Raw genomic sequence first — 24,326 nt, 5'->3', positions numbered from 1 at the left:
CGGCTGCGCTGCGGGAATAGGCGATGGCAATTATCATCACCCTAAAAATGATGTTGGGTAAACTCTTTTTTTTCGTATTTATTTTGGTCTGCTAATTCCGTTAAAGACAAACAAAAACCAGACCAATTTAACGATGTCATTGTATTACATTGCCAAACAGAGCTTGTTTGTGAGCGACATCAAATTTTATTGGTTTGTTTTGTTTCCTGGCTTTAATTATCCTTCAGGGCAACATTAAAACGACAACAACATCCGGCAGGAGACGTTATGGGGACGCAAGAAGCCATCAATAATATTATTCGTTTGGTAGGCGGTCAGGGGAATATCAATAAAGTCTGGCATTGCATGACGCGGTTACGCTTCGATTTAATTGATGATGATAAAGTGGATCAAACGGAGATCAAAAAGCTGCCGGGCGTACTGGGCGCACAGCTTCAGAGCGACCAGTTTCAGGTCATTATCGGGCCAAAGGTGAACACCTGGTACGAGCAAATGCTTAGCGTACTCGACGATAACGCCCCCTCAGATAATGCGCCAACGAAAGGACGTAAGAGCCTGATTTCGTTGTTTATGGATACGGTGTCCGGCGTATTTGGCCCCATTGTTCCGGCGATTGCGGGTGCCGGGATGATCAAAGGGTTACTGGCGGGGTTAATCGCGCTGAAAGTGGTCTCAGCCAAAAGCGACACGGTGATGATCATCGATCTTATCGCCAGCGGCGTATTTTATTTCCTGCCGTTTTTCCTGGCCGTTTCGGCCGCAAAAATCTTTAAAACCAACGAGTATCTCGCCGCCGCCATCGCGGCGTGTCTTATGTACCCTTCGCTGATTGAGGCGGCCAAAGCCCTGGCGACCCACCAGGAAGGCGCGGCCAGCGCGCTCTGGCTGCTCAATGCTATCCCGGTATCGGTCTTTAACTATTCCGCCAGCGTAATCCCGGTCATTTTCTCGATCCTGGCCCTGAGCTATATCCATCGTTGGGTTGATAGCATTATGCCCGACGTGCTGAAGACCGTATTTACCCCAACGCTAACGCTGTTTATCGGCGCGCTCGCCGCGCTGGTCGTTATTGGTCCCATCGGCATTTGGCTGGGCAAAGGGCTGGCGCTGTTTATTGAAGGGTTATTCAGCATATCTGCAAGTTTTGCAGGATTAGTGGTGGGCGCAATCCGCCCGGTGGCCATTCTGACCGGTATGCACCACGCGATGACACCCATCGCGCTGCAAAACTTTAGCGATCGCGGCTATGACATGTTGATGCCAATGATGTTTATGGCGAACATGGCGATTGCAGGCGCGACGTTTGCTATCTGGCGCTTGAGCAAAGACCGTCAGGAGAAAACCGTAACGCTATCAGCCGCAATATCCGCACTGCTTGGTATTACCGAACCGGCCCTGTTTGGCGTACTGGCCCGCTATAAAAAGGCATTTATCGCGGCGACGGTTGCCAGCTCGCTGGCCTCGGCATTTATCGCCTTCTTTGGCGTGCGCCTTTATGGCTACATTTTATCGAGCATTTTCAGCCTGCCTGCCTATATCGGCCCGTATTTCATCTTTGCGCTTGCGGGCGTGGCGATAGCGCTGGTGTTATCTTTTACCTTAACCACCCTTCTCGTAGGAAAAGAACAGGCTGAAAAGCAGTAATGTTGCTCCCCCCGCTTACCGGCGGGGGCAATTACAGCTTCTCCATCAGCGCTTTTAGCTGCGCGATCACCTGCGCGTTATCATCCCGCGGTTCACCGACGACGGGCCAGGTGGACTGGCGAACCACCAGGCGCGTCGGCAGTAGTTCGCGGATGCGCATCTGTGGCGCGGCCATCTTCTGAATTAACAGCTCAACGGCCCGTTTGCCCAGCCTGTTGAAATCTTGCGCCACCGTTGTCAGCGGCGGCTGGAAGTAGAGGCTGTCGGCCGTATCGTCATAGCCGGTAACGGAGACCGCTCTGCTGCCGGTGCGATTAAGCTGTGCCAGCGCGCTCAGCACCCCCAGCGCCATTTGATCGTTTGCCACGACGATCGCCGTTATCCGCGGAGACTGGTGTAACAGCTCAAAGGCCTTATGCCATCCGCTGGCCGCGCTCCAGTCGCCAAAAACCGTAACGGCATTACTCACGCCATGCCGATGCAGCGCTTCTCGCCAGCTGCTGAGCCGCATTCGCGCCGAAACCGAACTTTCAGGCCCGGCCAACAGACCAAACTCCCGGTGCCCCAGCCCCCAAAGATGCGTCACGCAGGCGCCACAGCCCTCATGATGATCAAAGCGCACGCAGCAGACGTGCGTCTCAGGGGAAATATCCAGAAATAGGCAGCAAATATCCGGATTTTCATTCACCAGCCTCTCGGCAATGCTGCCTTCCAGCGGAAGATTAACAATCGCGCCGCGGATATTCTGGGCGCGAAACTCATTGAGCCGGGCCTGAAGCGAGGCGTAGTCGACCATTACCGGCATCGCAATAGCCACCTCCAGCTGATGCGCGCTGGCATGACTTTTTATCGCGGCGGCGATTTGCGAAGGGGCATGCAGCGTTAACGATGCGGTGATCAGGCCAATCGATGGCGCAGATTTCCCGGCCAGCAGTTGTGCTGAACGGTTAGGCACATAGTGCAATGCCTGCATCGCCTGGATCACTTTCTCACGCGTCCGCTCAGACACCACCTCGGGCTTATTCAGCACCCGCGACACGGTCTGCTCGGATACACCTGCTTCACGTGCCACATCTTCTAACGTTGCGGTACGACGCTGCATCTTCTTCACTCCACGGTAACAATGTCATTCGCTAACATCCTATGTCGAAAAGACGACAAAAATCTGTTGTTATCGTCGTGTTTCGTGATCGTTAATGTATTTCAAAAGCGCTAATATTGTTGATGTAGAGAAAATACCTGATAACTCCACCCTCTTGTCCGGCGAATGACATTTGCATTGATAAAGCAGGTATTCCTATGCGACTCTCTGAACTTACCCCAAAAGAACGGCATAACTTCATCTACTTTATGTTGTTCTTTTTCTTCTACTATTTCATCATGTCGGCCTATTTTCCCTTCTTTCCGGTCTGGCTGGCGGACGTTAACCACTTAACCAAAACAGAAACGGGGATCGTCTTTTCATCCATCTCGCTGTTTGCCATTATTTTTCAGCCGGTGTTTGGCCTGATCTCCGATAAGCTGGGACTGCGGAAACATCTGCTGTGGACCATCACGGTCCTGCTTATCTTGTTTGCCCCCTTCTTTATTTTTGTGCTGTCACCGCTGCTGCAGATGAACATTTTCGCCGGTGCGCTGGCGGGAGGGATCTATCTTGGCGTGGTGTTCTCCAGCGGATCCGGTGCGGTAGAGGCCTATATCGAACGCGTGAGCCGCGCTAACCGTTTTGAATACGGCAAAGTGCGCGTGTCTGGCTGTATTGGCTGGGCATTGTGCGCATCCATCACCGGCATTTTGTTCGGTATCGACCCGAACATTACCTTCTGGATCGCGTCCGGCTTTGCGCTGGTGCTCGGCGTTCTGCTGTGGCTGTCGAAGCCTGAAGGCAGTAACAGTGAACGCGTTATCGATGCGTTAGGTGCCAACAGCAAAGCCTTTTCGATGCGCACCGCTGCCGAACTGCTGCGGATGCCGCGCTTCTGGGGATTTATTGTGTATGTTGTTGGGGTGGCCAGCGTTTATGACGTTTTCGACCAACAGTTTGCGAACTTCTTTAAGGGATTCTTCTCCAGCCCACAGCGTGGGACCGAAATCTTTGGCTTCGTGACAACCGGAGGAGAATTACTCAACGCCACCATCATGTTTTTTGCCCCCGCCATTGTGAACCGTATCGGCGCAAAGAATGCGCTGTTAACGGCGGGCATTATTATGTCGGTGCGCATCTTAGGCTCGTCTTTTGCCTCATCGGCGGTTGAAGTCATTATCTTGAAAATGCTGCACATGTTTGAGCTGCCGTTCCTGCTGGTCGGTACCTTTAAATACATCGCCTCGGCCTTTAACCCGAAACTGTCCGCCACCCTATTCCTGATTGGCTTTAACTTGTCGAAACAGCTTTCGGGCGTTGTACTGTCAGCATGGGTTGGACGGATGTATGACACCGTCGGATTCCATCAGGCCTATCTCGTCCTGGGCTCAATCACGCTAAGCTTTACGGTTATTTCTCTCTTCACCCTGAAGGGGAGCAAAACCTTGCTACCGACCCCCCGCGTGACCAGCGCCGGCTGATACTAAGAGCCCGCTGAATTTGCGGGCTTCGTAAGGAACGATGAACGTCGCTTCGCTAGCATCCACCGGCAGCCTTCGAATGGCTGCTGTTTTTTCTCAGCGCTTCCCCACACACCGCAACAATCCTCTCCCTCAGCCAGCGATGGCCGGGATCCTTTTCCATTCTCGGATGCCACATCTGCGACACCCGAATGCTGCGGGTGGGAAACGGCAGCTCAAACACGTGTAGTTGGTCCGTCATTTGCTGGTTAAGCAAGTAGAGCGCGGGCACCATGGTGATCAAATCGGACGCCAGCGCCACGGATAACGCCGTGGGAAACCCCGGCACCACGCTGACCACTTTACGGCGCACGCCTGACGCTGCCAGCGCCTCGTCCGCAAATCCGTGCAAGGTGCCGTCGGGAGAGGCCACCACGTGCCCCCAGCCGATATAGTCTTTCACGCTGACTTCCGACAGGGCGGCCAACGGATGCCCCTTCCGAACGGCGCCGATAAATCGGTCTTCAAAGAGCCGTTGCAAACGTATTTCGGGCCCCATGTTGCTCTGAACGCCAATTTCCAGGTCAACTAGCCCCTCGCGCAGATAGCGGGATGTTTTTTCGGGTTTAGGCGCGAAGCGGATGCACACGTCGGGCGCGGCTTCAGCCACGGCGGCGATGAGCGACGGACCGAAGGCGACCACGAAACCGTCGTTGGCTCTGATCGTGAAAAGCCGCTCAAGATCGTCGACCTTCAACGTCTCCTGTGATGGCTGAAGCACCGCCCTTGCCTCATGCACCGCGCGCCTGGCGCGATCCCGTGTGGCTTCCGCCCAGGGCGTGAGTACCATGTTGCGCCCGGCCCGCACCAGTATCGGATCGCCCGTTACGTCTCGCAGCCGGGTTAACGTGCGGCTCATGGCTGAGGTACTCAGATTCAGCCGTCGTGCCGCGCCCGCGACGCTCGCTTCGGCAAGAAGAACGTCGAGCGCGACAAGCAGATTAAAATCAGGATCGGACACGGTAGCTCCTCAGATAAGGCGTTGCGTGCAACGTATAAGTGCAAATGCTGCGTCTTCCGCCCTATATACCCCAGGATTATAGTTTCGTCATCCACATTATTTTGGAGTGAATACGATGACGCTGTTTTCCGATCGGCCCGGTGATGACGGTTTACCCGGTTATGCACGCGCGCGAGTCATGGCCGCAGTGATGATGACCACGCTGATGGGCGTATTTGATGGCACCATGATCAACATAGCTCTGCCCTCTATGGCTGGCGCGATGCAGGTGCCTGGTAGCGTTGCGATTTGGTTTGCCAACGGCTATTTGCTCTCTGCGGCGATGACGCTGGCGATTTTCGCCGCGCTGGCGGCCCGCGTGGGCTACCGCCCGGTGTTTCTGGCGGGGCTTACCGCCTTTACCCTGGCCTCACTCGGCTGCGCGCTGGCGACGACGTCAGAAATGCTGATCGGGATGCGCGTTTTGCAGGGCGTTGGCGGCGCTGCCACCCTGAGTATCGCCCCGGCAATCCTGCGCGCCGTTTTTCCCGGACGCTTGCTTGGCCGTGTTCTCGGCCTGCACGCCCTGCTTATTGCCGCCAGTACCGCCGTTGCGCCGATCCTCGGGGGAACAATACTGGATACGCTGAGCTGGCAGTGGCTGTTCGCGATTAACCTGATTCCAGCAGCCGCTGCGCTGTGGTTAGCCTGGAAGGCGTTACCGCGCGCATCCGGGTTCGACAAACGCCCTTTCGACGCCGTGGGCGCTGTACTCTCCGCGCTGCTGTTAGGGGCGATGGTCATGACCGCAAACAGTTTCCAGCAGGTCAATCAGGCGGCCGCTTACTGGGGGCTTCTCGCCACGGCATGCGCGATTGCTTTTGTCTGGCACATTCGCCGTATCCCAGCGCCGTTGCTGCCCCCAGTCATTTTCAGCAACGGACGTTTTACGCTCGCCGCCTTAACCTCACTGGCCTCGTTTGTCAGCCAGGGCATTACCTTTGTGGCGCTACCATTTCTGTTTCAGAGCGTATATGGCTACAGCCCCGCGATCTCCGCGCTGCTCTTTACCCCCTGGCCAATCGGCATTGTGCTGATTGCACCGCACGCGGGACGCTGGGCAGATACCCTTTCAGCCCCTTTGATCTCGACGCTCGGACTGCTGATTTTTGCCGCGGGCTTAACGCTGCTGGCAACGTTGCCCGCCAGCCCATCCGCGCTGAACATTTGCCTGCGGAGTCTGGTTTGCGGCATCGGGTTTGGCTGCTTCCAGAGCCCCAATAACCGGGAAATGCTCTCGAACGTTGCACGGGAATATGCCAGCTACGCCTCCGGCGTGCTGTCCATCGTTCGAACCTTTGGTCAATGTCTGGGAGCGGCGGCCGTGGGTGTGTTGATGGCCGTGGCATCCGTACACGCCGTCCATTATGCATTATGGATTGCCGTGGCCGCATCGGCGGGTGCGATGTTGTTTAGCGTGAGTCGGCTGCGCTCCCCGCGCCGGGCTTCGGTATAAATCCATTACAGCGCCTTTTCGGGCGCTGTATCCCTATCACCTTTATTCCAGCGCAAGCATCGCAAAGCTTGCCAGCCAGTGTCCGCCGCTGTAGTGGCTCCCCACCACATGCTCAAGGCTTGCATCCAGGTGCCGCGCCACGGCAGCACGCATCGCCTGCTGCCCAGCATGGTTTTCCGGCAAAGCCCTGGCGATGTGCTTCATGCACCAGGCGCGGCTGAGGTTTAGCCCGTCGAGGTGAGCAATTTTCGGATCGGTGCGGTCGCTTACCTGTGCCGGGTTCATCAGCGCCGACACGGCCCCAATATCCGGCAAGAACGCTTCAAACCAGGCCGGGAAATTCCCCGCAACTTTGCTCATCAGCAGGGCTTCAGTAAGTGCGCCGGAAATATACTCATCGCCGCCCGGCTCGTAGTGTGCCGGGTAGCGCGTATCCGCCTGGTAAAAGCGATTAGCCGCAGACACGATGGATTGCTCCAGCGCGTGATCCTGCACCGCGCGGGCATAATCCAGCCCCAGCGCCAGCGCAAAGGCGGTGTTGTAGTGTGTACCAACGCGGATGGGATAGGTAAGTTTGCTGAGATAGTCCACCAGGCGGTTACGAATATCCAGGGTTAACGGCTGCAGGGTCTGGGCCCAGCGCGCGGCCTCGGGCAGCGATGACTGCTGCAGTTCCTGAGCCAGCGCCAGCAGCCAGCCGTAACCGTAAGGCCGCTCGAACGAGGCGCGGAACGGCGCGTTGAAATAGGCCAATTCCTTCGCCACCTTCTCTTGCGTCAGGTGCTCGTCGAACAGCGCGATAATCGCCTCCCGGCACGGCAGCTCCGGATAGAGGCGAACGCAGCGCAGCAACAGCCAGTAGCCGTGAACCGCAGAGTGCCAGTCAAAACAGCCGTAAAAAATCGGGTGCAGCTCGCGGGGCGGCAAGACATCGCCATCATCGTTAAGCAGATGCATGATGTGGTTCGGGTATTCCTGGCGCAAATAGGTCAAAGGCATTCTGGCGAAGGCGTCGGCCCGTTGTTGCGTTAATTCCATGACAGCTCCTTAGCGAAACACGAGGAAATACATTAAGAACACGTTCACCACCAGCAGGGTTAACGCGGTCGGGATCTGGATCTTGATCACCTGATATTTGTCTTTCAGCTCCAGCAGCGCGGCGGGAACGATGTTGAAATTTGCGGCCATCGGCGTCATCAGCGTGCCGCAGTAGCCCGCATACATACCGATCGCCAGCAGCGGTGCCGGGTTGCCATGGTGAACGTTAATCAGGAACGGCAAGGCGATCCCGGCGCTCAGCACCGGGAATGCGGCAAACGCGTTACCCATGATCATGGTGAACAGCGCCATACCCACGCAGTAGATCACCACCAGCATGAAGCGGCTATACGGGTTGACAAACAGGCTCACCACCTTTTGCACTGACTCCCCCGTGTTCGCCACCACAAACACGCCGCCGAGCATGGCCAGCATTTGCGGCAGGATCACCGCCCAACCGATGGTGTCCACCAGGCGGCGAGACTGACGCACCGCGTGCAGCGGCGTGCCTTTGGTCAACCACCAGCCGGTCAGGATGGCCGCTACGCAGGCAACGCACAGGGCGGCCAGCGTCAGCTGCTTTTGGTCGAGAAGGTAAACACCGCCAACCGCCACGCCTTTCAGGAACAGCGTGCCGATCACCGTCACCACGGGGATCATCAGCGCGGGCAGAAAGAGCCAGTTTTTCAGCCGGTTCGACGAAGCCTCGCGCTGTTCCTCGGTCGACATTTTGTAGTGCCCTTTCCCAACCAGGCCAAAGCCGGCCAGCAGGGCAATAACGATAACGCCGCCGCCGATGATGCGATAAGCCAGCGACTTGCCCAGCTCCTGTACCATGAGATCGCCAAACAGGAAAATACCGCCGAAAAGGAACCAGAACAGCGCCGTCGTATAGCGTTTAGGGTTCGCGCGATCGCGCAGCGTCATCACAACCAGCAGCATCACAACGAAGCCAATCAGGTAGTAAACGCGGTTAATGGTGATCAATGTCATCATGGCGCGATCTCCTGCGTACCCTGCACCGCTCGCCATGCCAACACATCGCGGCGAATGCTCGCATCCAGGCGCAGCAGGCGCGTCATATGAATAATCAATGCCGCGATAGCAGTCGGGATCGCCCACAGGCCAATGTGTAAAGGTTCAATTCCCTCGATCCCGTTCTCTTTCAGGAAGGCGTCAATCAGCAGCACCGCGCCAAAGGCGATAAAGATATCCTCCCCAAAGAAAACCGCGATATTGTCGCACGCGGCGGCATGGGCCTTGATTTTGTCGCGGATGTGCTGCGGCAGTTCGCCATATTCATTCAGCGCCGCCCCTTCGGCCATCGGTGCCAGCAGCGGACGTACCGTCTGGGCATGCCCGCCAAGCGACATCAGCCCCAGCGCGGCGGTACCTTCACGCGCCACGAAATAGAGCATCAGAATACGCGCGGAGGTGGCGCTGGCGATCTTCGCTACCCAGGCCTGGGCGCGCTCTTTTAATCCGTAATATTCCAGCAGGCCAATAACCGGCAGGATCAGAATAAAGGTGGCCAGCGATCGGCTATTAACGAACTTTTCGCCAAAGGTTTCCAGCAGCGTACCCAAATCCATCCCCACCAGCAGACCTGTCGCCAGCCCTGCTACCACTACAACCAGCAGCGGGTTGAAGCGCAGTGCAAAACCAATAACCACCACCGGTATCCCGATAAGCGGTAACAGCGTAGAACCGTCCATAACGTTTACCCTATCCAAAGTGAGCGTTGCGCGCCGGCGGCTATTTTTTTAATTTGCGGCGAGCGATGTTGTGTTTTTCGGCAGGTTTCGGAAAACCTGCGCTAAAAAGCTATATCTGAACCTCAAAAACATGTAAACAATTTATCAATAAAATGTTCTTATTTTATCGATGAGTTTACATTTCTGACTAAGGAACGTTATGACCTCGGAAAAGAGTGCGACTACACATCACGACGATATCCACGATGGCAGGATCGTCTCTTCCCGCCATCTGGTGTCCGAGCGCTGTGCGGAACTGTCAGAGCTGGAATACGCCCTGATCATGACCAGCAACGCCTTCAACAAATGGATGGTGCGCTGCATGACCGCAGCCGGCGAGCCCGACATGGGCGCGTTTGATGTTTCGCTGCTGCATCACGTTAATCACCGCAACCGCAAGAAAAAGCTGGCCGATATCTGCTTCGTGCTGAACGTGGAAGACACCCATGTGGTGACCTATGCCTTGAAGAAGCTGGTCAAAGCGGGTTACGTAACCAGTGAAAAAGCGGGAAAAGAACTTTTCTTCTCGACCACGGAGGAAGGGAAAGCGCTGTGCATGAAATACCGCGACGTGCGTGAAGCCTGCCTGATCAACATTCATGCCGAGAGCGGCATTTCGGGGGCGTCTATCGGTGAGACGGCGCAGCTTCTGCGCACGATATCGTCACTGTATGACACCGCCGCACGAGCGGCGGCATCACTGTGAGTTAAGGCCGTCTGAATAGCGTAATGCTTCTTCCGGCCAGCGCGTAATCCACGGCCTGGGTGATGAGGGTTCCCGTGGCCGCATCATCCGCCGTGGAGAGTTCCAGCACCCAGCCTCCCTCGCCAAACTGTGGGATCTGGAAGGGAACAGCACCGTCAAACGGATTGAACAGCATCAAGACGTCATGCCAGATCCCCTCCTCCTGCTGGAGATCGGGTCGGCTGATGGCCACGCCTAGCGTCGAGCCTTCGTCCCACTGTTCGGACTGCTGCGCGCCGCCCCCTGCGTTAAACCAGCGGATCTCAAGCCCGTCACGCCAGCTTTCCCGACGCAGCAAGGGCTGCTCCGCGCGAAGGGCAATTAACCGGCGGGTAAACTCTCTCAGCGCTATGTCGTTTTCAGACAGCCCTTTCCAGTTGATCCACGCGATCTCACTGTCCTGACAGTAGCCGTTATTGTTGCCCTTCTGCGTTCTGCCAAACTCATCCCCGGCCAGCAGCATGGGCGTACCGTGGGAAAATAGCAGCGTGGTCAGGAAATTACGTTTTTGTCGCTCGCGGGTGGCAATAATATCCGGGTTCTCCGTCGGCCCTTCCTCGCCGTAGTTGCAGGAGCGGTTATCGTTGTGCCCGTCGTTATTCTCTTCGCCGTTATCCGCGTTGTGTTTCTCGTTGTAGGAGACCAGGTCGTTCAGCGTGAAGCCGTCATGGGCGGTGATGAAATTGACGCTGGCCCACGGCCGTCGCCCGCGCAGATCGTACAGATCCCCGGAGCCAAGCAGCCTTGCGGCAAAATCACTCGAGACATTATCGCCCTTCCAGTATTCGCGTACGGTGTCACGATATTTATCGTTCCACTCGCCCCAGCCGGGCGGAAAGCCGCCGACCTGATAGCCGCCCGGGCCAATATCCCAGGGTTCGCCGATAAGCTTGAGCTTAGATAAAACCGGATCCTGCGTCACCGCATCGAAAAAGCCCCCGCGCGGATCAAAGCCCTCCGGCTCGCGCCCCAGAATGGTTCCGAGGTCAAAGCGAAAGCCGTCAATATGCATGGATTGCGCCCAGTAGCGCAGCGAATCCATTACCATCTGCAGCACGCGCGGGTGTGAGGTATTTACGGTGTTGCCGGTACCGGTGTCGTTGATGTAGTAGCGATGCCGATCCGGCAGAGTGCGGTAATAGCTGTAGTTATCGATACCCTTAAACGACAGCGTCGGTCCCAGCTCGTTTCCTTCTGCGGTGTGGTTGTACACCACGTCAAGAATCACCTCGATACCGGCATCATGGTACGCGCGCACCATATCGCGAAAGCCCTGGATCCCTGCTGGGCCGTAATAGCGCGACGCCGGGGCAAAAAAGCCGAGCGTGTTATAACCCCAGAAGTTCTTTAAGCCCCGGTCGAGCAGGTGTTGGTCGTCCGGGAACCAGTGAACCGGAAGCAGCTCAACGGAGGTAATGCCCAGGCTTTTGATGTACTCAACCGAGGCTTTATGCCCCATCCCTTCAAAAGTACCGCGCAGCGCGGGCGGAATAGCCGGATTAAGCTGGGTAAACCCCTTCACGTGAGTCTCGTAGACGAGGGTATTCGGCCAGGGGATAGCCGGCCGGTTGTTATCCTGCCTGTCGAAGACGTTCGGATCGATGACCTTACACTTTGGCGTGAAAGGCGCGCTGTCCCGAGTATCGAAGCTCAGGTCTATATCGTCATGCCCCAGCGCATAGCCGAAGTGCGCCTCATTCCACTCGATATCCCCTACCAGCTCGCGTGCATAAGGGTCAATAAGCAGCTTATGCGGGTTAAATCGATGGCCGTTTTCCGGGTCGTAAGGCCCGTAAACGCGATAGCCGTAAAGCGCGCCGGGCTTCAGGTCCGGCACGTAGCCATGCCAGACCTCATGGGTGTATTCCGGAAGCTGAAGACGGGTGATTTCCGTTTTACCTGTCGGATCGTAGAGACAAAGCTCTACGCGCTCGGCGTGGGCAGAAAACAGCGCGAAGTTAACCCCTTTGCCGTCATAGTTTGCGCCCAGCTGCTGCCCGTGACCGGGCCGAATTTCAAATGTCTTTTCCATTGCCATTGTTATTCTCCACCGTTAATCGCAGGTTATCAGTACCAGCAGGCTTCCCGCCTCTGACGTCAAATCCAGTGTTGCCTGGAGCACTCGGCTCTCACCGGAGAACAGGTCTCGATAGCGCTTTCCAACCAGCTCATCGGGTAAAGCAACCGTGGTATTGGCCCACAGTTTCTCATTGGCCGTCACGTTAAAAACCCGGCGCGGCACGGCAACAATCGCTGCTGAATCGTCTTTTACCCGGGCATAAACGATGAGGTGATTCTCTCTCTCGCCGGTGACCTTAAGCGGAAGCCAGTCGCCGTAGTGGAAAAGCGCGGCGTAATGCTGCCTAAGCCGCAGCAGCGTGGCGGTAACGAACTGTTTTACGCTCCCGTCCCGCCAGCGCTGCTCGTCGTCAAAGAGGCTCGCATCCGCCGTACTGAGCGTGTGCACCAGCGCGGTGAAGTCGGGCTCGCGACGGTTATCGGGGTCTACCAGGCTAAAATTAAGCGCCTCGCTGCCCTGATAGATATCGGGTACGCCAGGCGCGGTAAGTTTGATCACCTTCTGGCTCAGGCTGTTTACGAGGCCCGCGCGAATAAACGGCTGCAGAGCCTCGCTGAAATTATGCAGAAAAAGCGTGTTATCCGGGGAAAGCAGATGCCGGACGTAGTCCAGCACCACGCTCTCGTAGGTCTCGTTGCTGTCGATCCAGTCGGTACGTTGCTTCGCTTCGCGCAGGGCTTTTTCAATAAAGCCGAGGAAGCGTTCCTCGAGCGATTTAAGCCCTTCCCAGTCGTCTGGGGACAAGGTGGCGGGCCACGCGCCGGCCAGCGCCTGGTAGATCATCCAGGTATCGGCTGCGTTCGGTGCAGTACCGTCATTGAGAAAACGCACGTGGGTCTGGTTCATCTGTCGCCATCGCGCCAGATTTACCCCCCAGACGTCAGGCGCTTCCGTGAGCGTATAAAGCCGCGCCCGCGTATCCTCTCCGCGCTTGGTGTCATGGGTGGAGGTGCCCAGAAGCGCGTCGGGCTGGCGGGCAAGGCGAATGCGCATCTCCTGATGAAACCGCGCGAGTGAAAAGAGGCGGGGCGTTGGGTCGGCACCCACTTCATTCAGGGCGAGTTCGAGGTTATGGCGAAAGAACAGCGTATCTTCTACGGACTTCGCCATCAGCGGCCCGGTCAGCTGCTGAAAGCGGGTGCGAAAGACCGTTGCTGTTTCGCGTTCGTCCTCCGGCAGATCGCCGGTCAGAATACGGACAATCAGGCTCAGTGCGGGTTCCGAGGCGTTTACGCTAGCAACCACCCGGCTGAGCAACGCCACGTCGGACGGCGTTAACCCCTCGCGAGTGCCATAGGTGCGATACACCGGAAACGCGATGAGCAGCTCGCGCAGCGCATGGCGGATATCGTCTTCGCGTATCTCCACCTCATTGCGCGCGGCCAGCCGGGTAGCGATATTCAACAGCGTCGTAAACTCCCCCTCGAAGTTACGATCGGTCATCAGCCCTTTGGCATCCCGCAGTTCTGCGTGACGGTCCACCGTGATACCCAGCATCTCGTCGTGAACGCTTTCCAGCCGCTCAAGGTGAGTATCGTCAACCAGCACTTCTGCCAGTGAGGCAATAAACTCATACCCTGTCGTCCCGGAGACCGGCCATTCAGGGGGAAGCTTCTCCCCCTTCGCGAGAATTTTCTCTACTGTGATATAGCAGTCAGGGCCCGTCGCCTGGCGCAGGCGCTGCAAATACGCCAGCGGATCCGCGAGGCCATCGATATGGTCAATGCGCAAGCCATCGACCACGCCAGCGTGAACGAGGTCGAGGATCAGGCTGTGCGTCTCGTCAAACACCGCCGGGTCTTCAACCCTAACGCCCACCAGGCCAGTAATTTCGAAGAAGCGTCGCCACGAAAGCTGTTTCGGCGCTTCTCTCCACGACATAAGCCGCCAGCTCTGCGCGTCATGGAGTTCGGCAAGGCTTTTACCCTCAGCCCAGGTTCCCGGATTTAACGGATAGGCGCTTTCGTAGTAAACGAGCGAGGCCTCCCCGGTGACACTGTCACGTTTTAGCGTAATGGCCCCTTTCTCCAACTCAGCCTCGAAGGTATCGCCCAGAAACGGCAGCGTCAGCGGCCGCGACCAGTCAATATCAAAATAGCGTGCGTAGCGACTCTGTTTGCCGTGTTCGATAACGTCCCGCCACCAGGGGTTTTCAAGCGACGTCGACATGTGGTTAGGAACGATATCCAGAATCAGCCCCATGCCCGCCTGCTTCAGTGCCGCCGACAGGCGTTCAAACCCATCCCGTCCGCCAATAGCGGGGTCGATCTCATTGGGACGGGTGACGTCATAGCCGTGCGCGGACCCGGAGGTCGCCGTAAAAATGGGTGAGGCATAGAGGTGGCTAATACCTAAATCTTTAAAATACGGCACCAGCTCAACTACGCGGTCGAAAGTCATGCCATTTCGAAACTGTATACGGTACGTGGCGGAAGGGATCATAACGTTACGTCTCCATCAGCAAAACGAACAACAATGCTGTTCGGAGGTAAAACCTCGTCAACCTCCGGCCAGGCAAAAAGGGTTTCACCCGCGAGCGTGGGTAACGCTACGGTTTTTTTACCGATATTGAGCGCCAGCGACAGCGTTCCTGAGGGAAATTGCCAGCTCACGGCAACGACGCCGAGCGCGGTATGCAATACCGTGCCCTTCACCGAGCCACCTGGGCGAAGTAACGGCACAATAACGCGGCGGCGCAGCGCGAGTAGATTTCGCGTCAGCGTTAGCCAGACGCTGCCCTCTTCGGCTGTAAGGCGATCCCAGTTGAGCCTGGAGCGGGTAAAGGTGTTTACGTCATTCGGGTCCGGAACGGTCTCATCGTGACCAGCGTGGCCCGTAAACTCTTTGGCGCGCCCTTCCCGCACGGCCCTGGCGAGATCGCCGTGAAAATCAGTGAAGAACAGGAAGGGGTTGGTTTCCCCGTATTCTTCCCCCATAAACAGCAGCGGGATATGAGGCGAGAGGAGCAGCGTCGCCAGCAGCACGCGAGTCTTATCGGCGCCCGCAAGGGTAATCAACCGCTCTCCCTGAGCGCGATTCCCGGTCTGGTCGTGATTCTGAATAAAATCGACAAAGAATTGTGGCGGCTGGCCTGCGCATTCCACGCCGCGAGACGTGCCGGTCTGGAGCGATATCTCACCCTGATAAACAAAACCTTCCGTCAGCGCGCGGGCAAACTTTTTCTCGGGCTCATACGCAAAGTCCTGGTAATAGGCGTGCGTTTCACCCGTTGCGAACGCATGGGCGGCATTGTGAAAATCATCATTCCACTCGGCGGTAAACAGCGGCGTCTCGCCGCGTTCATCGCGCGGATGGAGGAATATCACGTTGCGGCTGTCTTCCGTGGTGAGATGAATATGGCGTTCAGGGAGGGCCGCTCGGATGCGTTCGGCAATCTCCTGCAGAATGTGTTTCTCCGACGGATCCTGGATCTGGTCGATTGCATCAAACCGTAAGCCATCCAGCCGGTATTCGGTCAGCCAGTACAACGGTGCATCCGTGATATAGGCTCTCACGGCGTCGATGTCATAGGCGATGCCGTTACCCCATGGCGTCATCCGATTAGAATCGAAAAACGCGGGCGACAGTAAGGGTAAATAGTTGCCCTCCGGACCGAAGTGGTTGAGGACAATATCCAACACCACCGACAGGCCAAGCCCATGGGCGGCGTCGATAAAGGCATGGAAATCTTCCGGCGTGCCATAGGCAGAGTGCGGCGCGTACAGCAACACGCCATCGTAACCCCAGCCACGGGTGCCGCCGAACTGTGAAACGGGCATCACCTCCACCTGCGTGATCCCGAGTTCGGCCAGGTAAGGCAGCTTGTCGATGGCCGCCCGGAACGTTCCCTCCGGCGTAAAGGTGCCGATATGCAGTTCGTAAATCACGGTTTCTTCCCAGACGCGTCCTTTCCAGTCGCGGCTTGCGTGGGGATACCGGGTGGGATCGATGACGAGCGAAGGTCCGTTAACGTCGTTCAGTTGAGCGCGCGACGCGGGATCGGGGACGGTCATACCGTCCTGAAGAACATAGTGATATTCCGCGCCGTGCGCCACGCCCGGCACGTCAACCTCAAACCAACCGTCTTCGGTCGCCGCCATGGGAATGTCACAATCGGCGAGACGCAGCGTTAGCGCGTTTTGTCCCTCAGCCCAGACGCGAAAACGCACCACGTCGTTGTAAATAAACTCAGCACCCCACCGTTTTTGAAATGTCCTGAATTCCATTCATTGTCCTCGAATGACCCACGTTTTACGCGGAACGAAGTTCAAGCTTAGACCAGGATCGCCCGCGCGGAGCGTAGAGAGAATTATCTGAATTCAGTCGGTTTGCTTATGTCTCACGGTTGAATGTGACCTATTCATCCCATGGATAGGTCACATTCACGCCCTGCCCATTCTCACCCTTCTTTGTTGAACTATGATGGTCTTATCATTAAGGAGACCATTATGTTCACTGTTAAAAAACTTGCTGTATCAACCCTGTTGACCGGATCATTACTTTTCTACCCTGCACTCCACGCTGTGGCTGAAACGCCTCAGCATGTGGTTAAGCAACAGGCAGGCGGATACACCGTCCAGGTAGGCGATATCATGGTGACGTCGTTTACGGACGGTAGCGTGGCGCAGGATTTGCACAAATTACTGCGTCGGACGACGGCGCAAAATACCGATGCCTTGCTGGCAAAAAACCTACAGACCAACCCGGTTGAAGCCTCCATTAACGCTTTCTACATCGCGTTGCCTGGCCATAAAATTCTGGTGGATACCGGGTCGGGCCAGCTTTTTGGCCCCGGAAACGGAGGTCGGCTGATTGATAGTCTGGCGACGCAAGGCATTCATCCGCAGGACATTACGGATATCTTACTGACCCATGCCCACTCCGATCACGCTGGCGGGTTGGTAAAGGATGGACAACGCGTATTCACTAACGCACGCGTTTTTGTGGGGAAGCCGGACATTGATTTCTTCTTCAACGAGGAAAATCAGAAAAAAACGGGCTATGACCAGAATTATTTCGACGTCGCGCACAAGACCTTAAAACCCTATCTTGATGCCGGCAAAGTCATGCCATTTTCAGGGACATCAGAACTGCTGCCCGGCATTACCGGTACGGTTCACCCAGGCCATACTCCCGGATCGGCGTTCTATACTCTGGAAAGTAAAGGGGAAAAAATCACCTTTGTTGGCGATATCATCCACGTCGCGGCGGTACAGTTCCCTCAGCCTAACGTAACCATCACCTATGATGAAGATCAGGACGGTGCGGCCAGCGTGCGCAATCAGGCCTTTGCCGATTTCGCGAAGAACAGGGATCTGATTGCTGCCCCGCACCTTGCGTTCCCGGGCATCGGGTATGTTACCCGTGGTGAACGCGGCGGCTACCTCTGGGTGCCGGTAACCTATACCAATCGTGACGCTAAATAAATCGGATAACCTCATGACGCCATTTTCAGATATGGATATCGACCTGATACTGACGTTGGATGCCTTACTCAAGGACCAGAATATTACCCATGCTGCCGCGCGCTTAGGCATTAGCCAGCCGGCTCTTTCTGCCCGGCTGACGCGCCTGCGCGCGCTTTTTGGTGAGCCGCTGTTTGTCCCTTCTCCACATGGACGCGGAGTATTGCCCACGCCGCGATCCGAGGCGTTAAGGCCCCGGATCGCCACGGTTCTGCAAAGTATTTCCGCCATGCTCGAGCCCGAAACGTTCGATGCGCAACACAGTCACCGAACCTTTGTGATTGCCCTCCATGAAAACCCGGCGCTGATGTTGGGAGCCGAGTTACTCAATCAGATCAGAACCGAGGCGCCGGGCATCCGCCTGCGCTTCGCGCTGCCGGACGTCGCTAAGCTGACGGCGCAGATGGAAAGTGGCGATGTGGATATCTATATCGGCGTAAACGCGGGAGCGCATGATGCCTGGGTCCGGCGCACCCTGTTTGACGATGAATACGCCACGGCGCAACGCAAAGGACATCCGCGCGGGACAGGGCCATTAGATCTTCAGACCTATTGCGCCCTTTCCCATCTGGTTGTGTCATATGAAGGCGATCCGTTTGCCGGGTTTGTCGATCAGCACCTGGCGGGGCTGGGACACCAGCGCAGCGTGGTGATGTCTACGCAAAGCTATGCCATGGCTCCCCCCATCGTTGCCGGTACCGATTTACTCTGCACCTTGCCGCGACGCATGCTGCAGCGTTTCGTCCAGACGCTGGATATTTTCCCGCCGCCCCTGCCTCTCCAGCCGATCGCAATTGGCATGTTCTGGCACCCCAAAAACAGTCAGGATCCGGCCAATTCCTGGCTGCGCCAGCAGCTCCTTCAGGCCGCTGGACGTCAGGTATGATCGAGGGTAGTCAGAAACTTTTTTAAGACTTCGGAGCGAATGATTCGGTGGCACACCAGCGTCAGCTCGCTCTCCCGGAGCCGATCGAGAATATCTACGTAGACAACGTTATCGACGCTGACCGCTTTCGCTGAGGCGGGTAGCATCGCCATGCCAAACCCCGCCGAGACCAGGCTTATCACGGTCGGCACGTCTGTCGCGTTTTGCACCACCTCGGGCTGAAATCCTGCCCCGTTACAGGCGTCATAGAAATATTGCTCCAGCCCCATGCCCTGCGGATCGCGCAGGGAAATCCACTTTTCCCCCTTCACGGACGAAAGCGTAAGCGCGGAAGCATTGGCCAGAGGATGCTGGCGATAAAGGGCCAGCACCGCTTTCTCTGACGTAAAAGGGCGGCTTTGCAGATCGTCAGGCAGTGACGGCAGCGGAGCGCGGATAATCGCGACATCGAGCTGGTTGCTCTGCACAGCGGTATAAAGGGTCTGTACGTTTCCGGTCATCAGCGACATGGTGATGGCAGGCCATTGCGAATGCACCTGACGTAACACCCCGGGCAATTTTCCGTCGAACATCGCGCTTGAAACACACCCAAGGTTCAACACCCCCTGTTCCCCTCTGGCGGTTTGCCGGGCATCCAGAACAGCCTGATCGGTCATCGCAATGGCGATGCGGGATTTGTTAAGAAACGCTTCGCCTGCCGGCGTTAGCGTTAAGCGACGGTGCGCGCGGCTAAAAAGCGTGACGCCTAACCTTTCCTCCAGGGTTTTAATCTGCTGACTCAGCGCGGGCTGGGCCATATTCAGACGTTCTGCGGCACGGTGCATATGAAGCTCTTCAGCAACCACGATGAAATTGCGCATCAGCCGAAATTGCATAGCCCCTCTCTTCAATTTGATATAAAAATTAATATCAAAATAGCATTAATGATGCAATTGATGCTATCGCTCATTCGCCTGAGAATGGGGGCAGACATTCAAAGGAGGACATATGGAACATCCCGTCAACGACCTCAGAAGTGCCATCGCACTGCTGCAACACCACGAAGGCCAGTATATCGAAACCGACCATCCGGTCGATCCGAATGCCGAACTGGCAGGGGTTTACCGCCACATCGGCGCGGGCGGAACGGTAAAACGACCTACCCGCATTGGCCCAGCCATGATGTTCAACAGCATAAAGGGTTATCCGGATTCCCGCATTCTTGTGGGCATGCACGCCAGTCGTGAAAGAGCGGCGCTGCTGCTGGGGTGTGAACCGTCTGAACTGGCAAAGCACGTCGGTCAGGCGGTGAAAAATCCGGTGGCCCCCGTTGTTGTTCCGGCCTCACAGGCACCATGCCAGGAGCAGGTGTTTTACGCTGACGATCCTGACTTCGATCTGCGCAAGCTTCTGCCGGCACCGACAAATACGCCGATTGATGCAGGCCCGTTCTTCTGTCTGGGGCTGGTGTTGGCAAGCGATCCGGAAGACGCTTCCCTTACCGACGTCACCATTCACCGTCTTTGCGTACAGGAGCGTGATGAGCTTTCCATGTTCCTTGCCGCCGGTCGTCACATTGAAGTGTTTCGCCAAAAAGCGGAAGAAGCCGGAAAACCGCTGCCGGTCACCATCAATATGGGCCTGGATCCGGCTATTTATATCGGGGCCTGCTTCGAAGCGCCCACGACCCCGTTTGGTTACAACGAGCTTGGCGTTGCCGGGGCGTTACGCCAGAAGCCGGTGGAGCTGGTTCAGGGTGTGGCTGTAAAAGAGAAAGCCATCGCGCGGGCGGAAATCATTATTGAAGGCGAGCTGCTGCCGGGCGTGCACGTCAGAGAAGACCAGCACACCAACAGCGGCCATGCAATGCCGGAATTCCCGGGCTACTGCGGCGAGGCAAATCCGTCCTTACCGGTCATCAAAGTTAAGGCGGTCACCATGCGGCATCATGCGATCCTGCAAACGCTGGTGGGACCGGGAGAAGAACACACGACGCTGGCCGGTTTACCTACCGAGGCGAGCATTCGCAACGCCGTTGAAGAAGCGATTCCAGGTTTCCTGCAAAACGTTTATGCGCACACCGCCGGTGGCGGCAAGTTCCTCGGGATTTTGCAGGTGAAAAAACGCCAGCCGTCAGACGAAGGACGTCAGGGCCAGGCGGCACTCATCGCGCTCGCCACCTACTCCGAGCTGAAAAACATTATCCTGGTTGACGAAGACGTGGATATCTTCGACAGCGACGACATTCTGTGGGCGATGACGACCCGCATGCAGGGCGATGTCAGCATCACCAATTTGCCGGGGATCCGTGGCCACCAGCTGGATCCGTCTCAGTCGCCGGATTACAGCACCTCAATTCGTGGAAATGGCATTTCTTGTAAAACCATCTTTGACTGCACGGTGCCGTGGGCGCTGAAGTCGCGTTTCGAACGCGCGCCGTTTATGGAGGTCGACCCAACCCCATGGGCGCCGGATTTGTTCAAAAAATAACGCAACATCGATGAAACCCGCCTTCTTCACCCCGTCCGGGGTGAAGAATCGCATGCTAAAATTGCCGCTTCCCCTGCTTTCTTGTACCCTTTCACCGTTTACCCCAACCTCATAAAAATCGAGACAACCGAACGCCTATGACTGCACATATTTCTAACGATCCTTTACATGGCGTCACGCTGGAGATGATGGTCAATGCCCTGGTGGCGCGTTATGGCTGGAGCGAGTTGGGCGACCGCATCAAAATTAACTGTTTCATCAAGGATCCTAGCGTTAAGTCGAGCCTAAAATTCCTGCGCCGAACCCCGTGGGCGCGCGCGGAGGTTGAAGCTCTGTACCTTGAATCCCTCGACGATGATGGGATTGCACCAGCAGATGAGCCCGCCTTTAACCCCTGGGCCAATAGTCGAATAACCAAGAGCTAATACGCCAATGACGCGACATGTAAAACGGATAGGTGCGCTGGTTGGCTGCGCACTTTTACTTGTTAGTTGCTCCTCAAAACCACCTAAATCACTTGTCACCCCGCTCCCGCCCGTGAGCAAACCCGCTCAGCAGGTGAATGAGCCCATGCGCGGCGTGTGGCTGACCACCGTCTCTCGCCTCGACTGGCCGCCCGTGTCGTCGGTGAACGGTAAAAGCGCCGATCTGCGCATCGCCCAGCAAAAGCGGGCCCTCATAGACAAGCTCGACAATCTTAAACGCCTCGGGATTAATACCGTATTTTTCCAGGTTAAACCGGATAGCACCGCGCTTTGGTCGTCTAACATTCTGCCGTGGTCGGATATGCTCACGGGCAATATTGGCGACTATCCGGGATACGATCCCCTGCAATTTATGCTGGACGAGGCGCATAAGCGCGGGCTAAAAGTCCACGCCTGGTTCAACCCGTATCGCGTGTCAACAAACACTAAGCCTTCAACCATTGCCGCGCTTAACAGAACGTCGTCTTTGCATCCTTCCAGCGTTTACGTGCAGCACCCGGAGTGGATCCGCGTGTCGGGCGATCGCTTTGTCCTTGACCCCGGCATCCCGGAAGTGCACGACTGGATAACTCAGGTCGTCACCGAAGTAGTGAAGAATTACCCTATCGACGGCGTGCAGTTTGACGATTACTTTTATGCCGAGTCGCGAGGTTCCGCGCTCAACGACGCGCAAACGTACAGACAATATGGCCAGGGATTTGCGTCAAAAGCCGACTGGCGTCGGCATAACACGCATCAGCTGATCGTGCAGGTCTCGCGCGCCATTAAGCAGGCAAAGCCTGACGTTGAGTTCGGCGTCAGCCCGGCCGGGGTCTGGCGCAACCGGTCATTCGATCCTGCAGGATCCGACACGCGTGGCGCAGCGGCCTATGACGAGTCCTACGCCGATACGCGCCAGTGGGTACAGCAGGGCTTGCTTGACTACATCGCACCGCAGATTTACTGGCCCTTCGCCCGCGATGCCGCACGGTACGACGTGCTAACTAAATGGTGGGCCGACGTCGTGAAACCGACCCATACCCGCCTGTATATCGGCGTTGCGTTTTATAAAGTGGGCGAACCGTCCAAAAACGAGCCGGACTGGACGGTCAACGGTGGCGTGCCGGAGCTGAAAAAGCAGCTCGACCTGAACGATTCGCTGCCCAACGTCAACGGCACTATCCTGTTCCGCGAAGACTACCTCAATCAGCCACAGACGCAGGAAGCCGTTAGCTACCTGCGAGACCGTTGGGGACGTTAAGCCTGTACGTCAGGCAGAAACGCCCCGTTTCTGCCTGAGTGTTTTACGGCTTCGGCCCGAACATTGCTTCAAGCTGCTGCTCGTTCGGCATGCCTACCACCTGTTGCAGCTCGTTGTGATCGTTCAGATAGTAAATGGCCGGGGTGGCGTTGGCGCCCAGGCTGTCCATTAGCGTCTGGTGCTTCTGCAGGATCTCAACGGTTTCACGTGATGCCGTTCCTTCTGGTTTTGGCAGCTTTTTACCACCGGAAAGTTCGTACGCCTTCCATGCCTCGACCGGATTTTTTGCGTTCAGAATCGCAGAGGCGTTTCGACCGCTGTTCGGATTAAGAAAGGCGACCAGCAGCGTGTTGAGCTGCACCTTGCCCGCGTTCACCCAGGGCTGTGCCTCCGCCCAGAACGCTTTGCAGTAAGGGCAGAACGGATCGGCGAAAACGAAGATTTTGCGCGGTGCGTTATCGGCCCCCTCTTTCAGCGGATGGGCCGCATTGAGTTTCTTCCACATTTCGCGTCCCATCGGGGCGTAGATCTCTTTCTGAAAATACGCTTCGCTGAGGTTTTTCCCTTTTTCATCGTACAGATACCCAGACACCACGTGCTTACCGTCTGGCGTTAAAAAAAGCGTCACGCCCATATCCTGATATTGCCCCAGCCACGCGGGCGCACCGCCGGGGGCATCAATCTTCTTGATGATTTTGATGTCTTGCTGCTCGCTGAAGTTTTTTACCACCTCAGGGATAGCGTCCGCGGCCTGCACTAAACCTGATGCTGCCAGCAGCGAAAGTAAGGCGAGTTTTTTCATGTCCCTCTCCGGTATTTAGGGGGCATCAAGGCCCCCTTCATGTTAGCGGTTTTTCAGCGCGTCGCTGACCATTTCATCGAACTGCTCATAAGGCACCCAGCCCGGAAGCAGACCCTCACCAATCAGCGTCGCTGGCGTGCCCTGGATCCCCAGCTTTTCGGCAATCAACAGGCTGCGCTTGATGGTCACCAGGCTTTCGTCGTCCGGCGTGGCCACGTTCACACCCGCCCGCTTTTGCGCCGCCTGAATGCTGGCCTCATCGTGATATCCCTTCTTCGCCATCAGGGTTTCGTTAAACTTCAGAAATTGTTCGGGGTGTGAACGCCAGAGCGTTAAAGCGTCACGCGCCGAGGTCAGCGAGCTTTCTGACCGGAACGGCAAAAATTTAAACACCACGGCCACATCCGGATGTTTTTCGACGATCTTCTCCAGATACGGGTCGAACTTTTTGCAATAGGGGCAGTTATAGTCCGTAAACACAACCAGCGTCAGTTTTGGATTTTTGGCACCGATACGCGGAGAGTTGGGATCGTTAAACAGAAAATCATAAACAATCTGCTGTGCGCGATGCTCCTGATCTGGCGTAAGCGGCTCTGCGGCCATCGCCTGAGTCGATGCAAAAAGGAGCAGTAGCGTAATAATGACGTTTTTCATGATG

20 protein-coding genes are annotated in these 24,326 nt (G+C 56.4%); 9 read left to right on the top strand and 11 right to left on the bottom strand.

Annotation, left to right across the window (positions count from 1 at the left end; all coding sequences use genetic code 11):
- The first annotated feature begins 267 nt into the window (after positions 1-267).
- Positions 268-1,644 carry a PTS transporter subunit EIIC gene (locus V5P19_RS05465; protein ID WP_334400875.1) on the top strand — a complete coding sequence of 459 codons (1,377 nt, stop codon included), beginning with the start codon at positions 268-270 and terminating at the stop codon, positions 1,642-1,644.
- A gap of 31 nt (positions 1,645-1,675) precedes the next feature.
- Here the strand turns inward: V5P19_RS05465 and V5P19_RS05460 are convergent, their stop codons facing one another.
- Positions 1,676-2,746: a LacI family DNA-binding transcriptional regulator gene (locus tag V5P19_RS05460; protein WP_334400873.1), complete on the bottom strand. Its 1,071-nt coding sequence runs from the start codon at positions 2,744-2,746 to the stop codon at positions 1,676-1,678.
- A 197-nt stretch (positions 2,747-2,943) separates the two neighbouring features.
- Between V5P19_RS05460 and V5P19_RS05455 the strand changes: the two genes are divergently transcribed.
- A complete protein-coding gene (locus tag V5P19_RS05455; protein ID WP_334400871.1) occupies positions 2,944-4,209 on the top strand; it encodes an MFS transporter in 1,266 nt (421 codons plus the stop codon).
- 55 nt (positions 4,210-4,264) lie between these two features.
- On the opposite strand, the gene V5P19_RS05450 is transcribed toward V5P19_RS05455, so the two are convergent.
- A complete protein-coding gene (locus tag V5P19_RS05450; protein ID WP_334400869.1) occupies positions 4,265-5,209 on the bottom strand; it encodes a LysR family transcriptional regulator in 945 nt (314 codons plus the stop codon).
- Positions 5,210-5,324: 115 nt separating this feature from the next.
- Between V5P19_RS05450 and V5P19_RS05445 the strand changes: the two genes are divergently transcribed.
- Positions 5,325-6,704, top strand: coding sequence for an MFS transporter (locus V5P19_RS05445; RefSeq protein ID WP_334400867.1), 1,380 nt, complete (start codon positions 5,325-5,327; stop codon positions 6,702-6,704).
- 42 nt (positions 6,705-6,746) lie between these two features.
- Here V5P19_RS05445 and V5P19_RS05440 read toward each other — a convergent pair whose 3' ends face one another.
- Genes V5P19_RS05440 through V5P19_RS05430 form a run of 3 tightly spaced genes read right to left on the bottom strand, consistent with a single transcriptional unit; the run spans position 6,747 to position 9,457 of the window.
- A complete protein-coding gene (locus V5P19_RS05440) occupies positions 6,747-7,742 on the bottom strand; it encodes a DUF2891 domain-containing protein (protein WP_334400865.1) in 996 nt (331 codons plus the stop codon).
- Positions 7,743-7,751: 9 nt separating this feature from the next.
- Positions 7,752-8,738 (bottom strand): DUF979 domain-containing protein, encoded by a 987-nt coding sequence (locus V5P19_RS05435; RefSeq protein ID WP_334400863.1) that lies wholly within the window; start codon positions 8,736-8,738, stop codon positions 7,752-7,754.
- Positions 8,735-9,457 (bottom strand): DUF969 domain-containing protein, encoded by a 723-nt coding sequence (locus V5P19_RS05430; RefSeq protein WP_334400862.1) that lies wholly within the window; start codon positions 9,455-9,457, stop codon positions 8,735-8,737. Before V5P19_RS05430 ends, V5P19_RS05435 begins: the two co-directional genes overlap by 4 nt.
- Before the next feature lie 199 nt (positions 9,458-9,656).
- Between V5P19_RS05430 and V5P19_RS05425 the strand changes: the two genes are divergently transcribed.
- Positions 9,657-10,202, top strand: coding sequence for a winged helix DNA-binding protein (locus tag V5P19_RS05425; RefSeq protein ID WP_334400860.1), 546 nt, complete (start codon positions 9,657-9,659; stop codon positions 10,200-10,202).
- Position 10,203: 1 nt separating this feature from the next.
- Here V5P19_RS05425 and glgX read toward each other — a convergent pair whose 3' ends face one another.
- The 3 genes from glgX to treZ are packed head-to-tail and all read right to left on the bottom strand — an operon-like array spanning position 10,204 to position 16,547.
- Positions 10,204-12,279, bottom strand: a complete 2,076-nt coding sequence (gene glgX, locus V5P19_RS05420) for a glycogen debranching protein GlgX (RefSeq protein WP_334400859.1) — start codon at positions 12,277-12,279, stop codon at positions 10,204-10,206.
- A gap of 15 nt (positions 12,280-12,294) precedes the next feature.
- Entirely contained in the window at positions 12,295-14,763 is a 2,469-nt protein-coding gene (treY, locus tag V5P19_RS05415) for a malto-oligosyltrehalose synthase (protein WP_334400857.1), read from the bottom strand.
- The gene (gene treZ, locus V5P19_RS05410) at positions 14,760-16,547 is read right to left on the bottom strand and encodes a malto-oligosyltrehalose trehalohydrolase (protein WP_334400855.1); all 1,788 of its coding nucleotides are present in this window, start codon (positions 16,545-16,547) and stop codon (positions 14,760-14,762) included. Before treZ ends, treY begins: the two co-directional genes overlap by 4 nt.
- Before the next feature lie 222 nt (positions 16,548-16,769).
- Between treZ and V5P19_RS05405 the strand changes: the two genes are divergently transcribed.
- Together V5P19_RS05405 and V5P19_RS05400 are read left to right on the top strand one after the other, a co-directional pair.
- Complete coding sequence (locus V5P19_RS05405; protein WP_334400853.1) at positions 16,770-17,747, top strand: MBL fold metallo-hydrolase; 978 nt, start codon at positions 16,770-16,772, stop codon at positions 17,745-17,747.
- 13 nt (positions 17,748-17,760) lie between these two features.
- Complete coding sequence (locus V5P19_RS05400) at positions 17,761-18,672, top strand: LysR family transcriptional regulator (protein WP_334400851.1); 912 nt, start codon at positions 17,761-17,763, stop codon at positions 18,670-18,672.
- On the opposite strand, the gene V5P19_RS05395 is transcribed toward V5P19_RS05400, so the two are convergent.
- A complete protein-coding gene (locus V5P19_RS05395; RefSeq protein WP_334400849.1) occupies positions 18,663-19,547 on the bottom strand; it encodes a LysR substrate-binding domain-containing protein in 885 nt (294 codons plus the stop codon). The two genes, V5P19_RS05400 and V5P19_RS05395, sit on opposite strands and share 10 nt — an antisense overlap.
- Before the next feature lie 112 nt (positions 19,548-19,659).
- Between V5P19_RS05395 and V5P19_RS05390 the strand changes: the two genes are divergently transcribed.
- From V5P19_RS05390 to V5P19_RS05380, 3 genes are all read left to right on the top strand, one after another.
- The gene (locus tag V5P19_RS05390) at positions 19,660-21,141 is read left to right on the top strand and encodes a UbiD family decarboxylase (RefSeq protein ID WP_334400847.1); all 1,482 of its coding nucleotides are present in this window, start codon (positions 19,660-19,662) and stop codon (positions 21,139-21,141) included.
- 137 nt (positions 21,142-21,278) lie between these two features.
- Positions 21,279-21,566 (top strand): VF530 family protein, encoded by a 288-nt coding sequence (locus tag V5P19_RS05385; RefSeq protein WP_334400845.1) that lies wholly within the window; start codon positions 21,279-21,281, stop codon positions 21,564-21,566.
- Between the two features lie 7 nt (positions 21,567-21,573).
- Positions 21,574-22,866, top strand: coding sequence for a glycoside hydrolase family 10 protein (locus V5P19_RS05380; RefSeq protein ID WP_334400843.1), 1,293 nt, complete (start codon positions 21,574-21,576; stop codon positions 22,864-22,866).
- Positions 22,867-22,909: 43 nt separating this feature from the next.
- On the opposite strand, the gene dsbG is transcribed toward V5P19_RS05380, so the two are convergent.
- Together dsbG and V5P19_RS05370 are read right to left on the bottom strand one after the other, a co-directional pair.
- Entirely contained in the window at positions 22,910-23,668 is a 759-nt protein-coding gene (dsbG, locus tag V5P19_RS05375) for a thiol:disulfide interchange protein DsbG (RefSeq protein ID WP_334400841.1), read from the bottom strand.
- A 42-nt stretch (positions 23,669-23,710) separates the two neighbouring features.
- A complete protein-coding gene (locus V5P19_RS05370) occupies positions 23,711-24,322 on the bottom strand; it encodes a DsbA family protein (protein ID WP_334400839.1) in 612 nt (203 codons plus the stop codon).
- Positions 24,323-24,326 lie beyond the last annotated feature (4 nt).

The organism is Enterobacter sp. UNJFSC 003 (genome assembly GCF_036903355.1).
GTDB lineage: Bacteria > Pseudomonadota > Gammaproteobacteria > Enterobacterales > Enterobacteriaceae > Enterobacter.
Note: the sequence above shows the minus strand (reverse complement) of the source record. Positions and strands in the feature narration are given on the sequence as shown.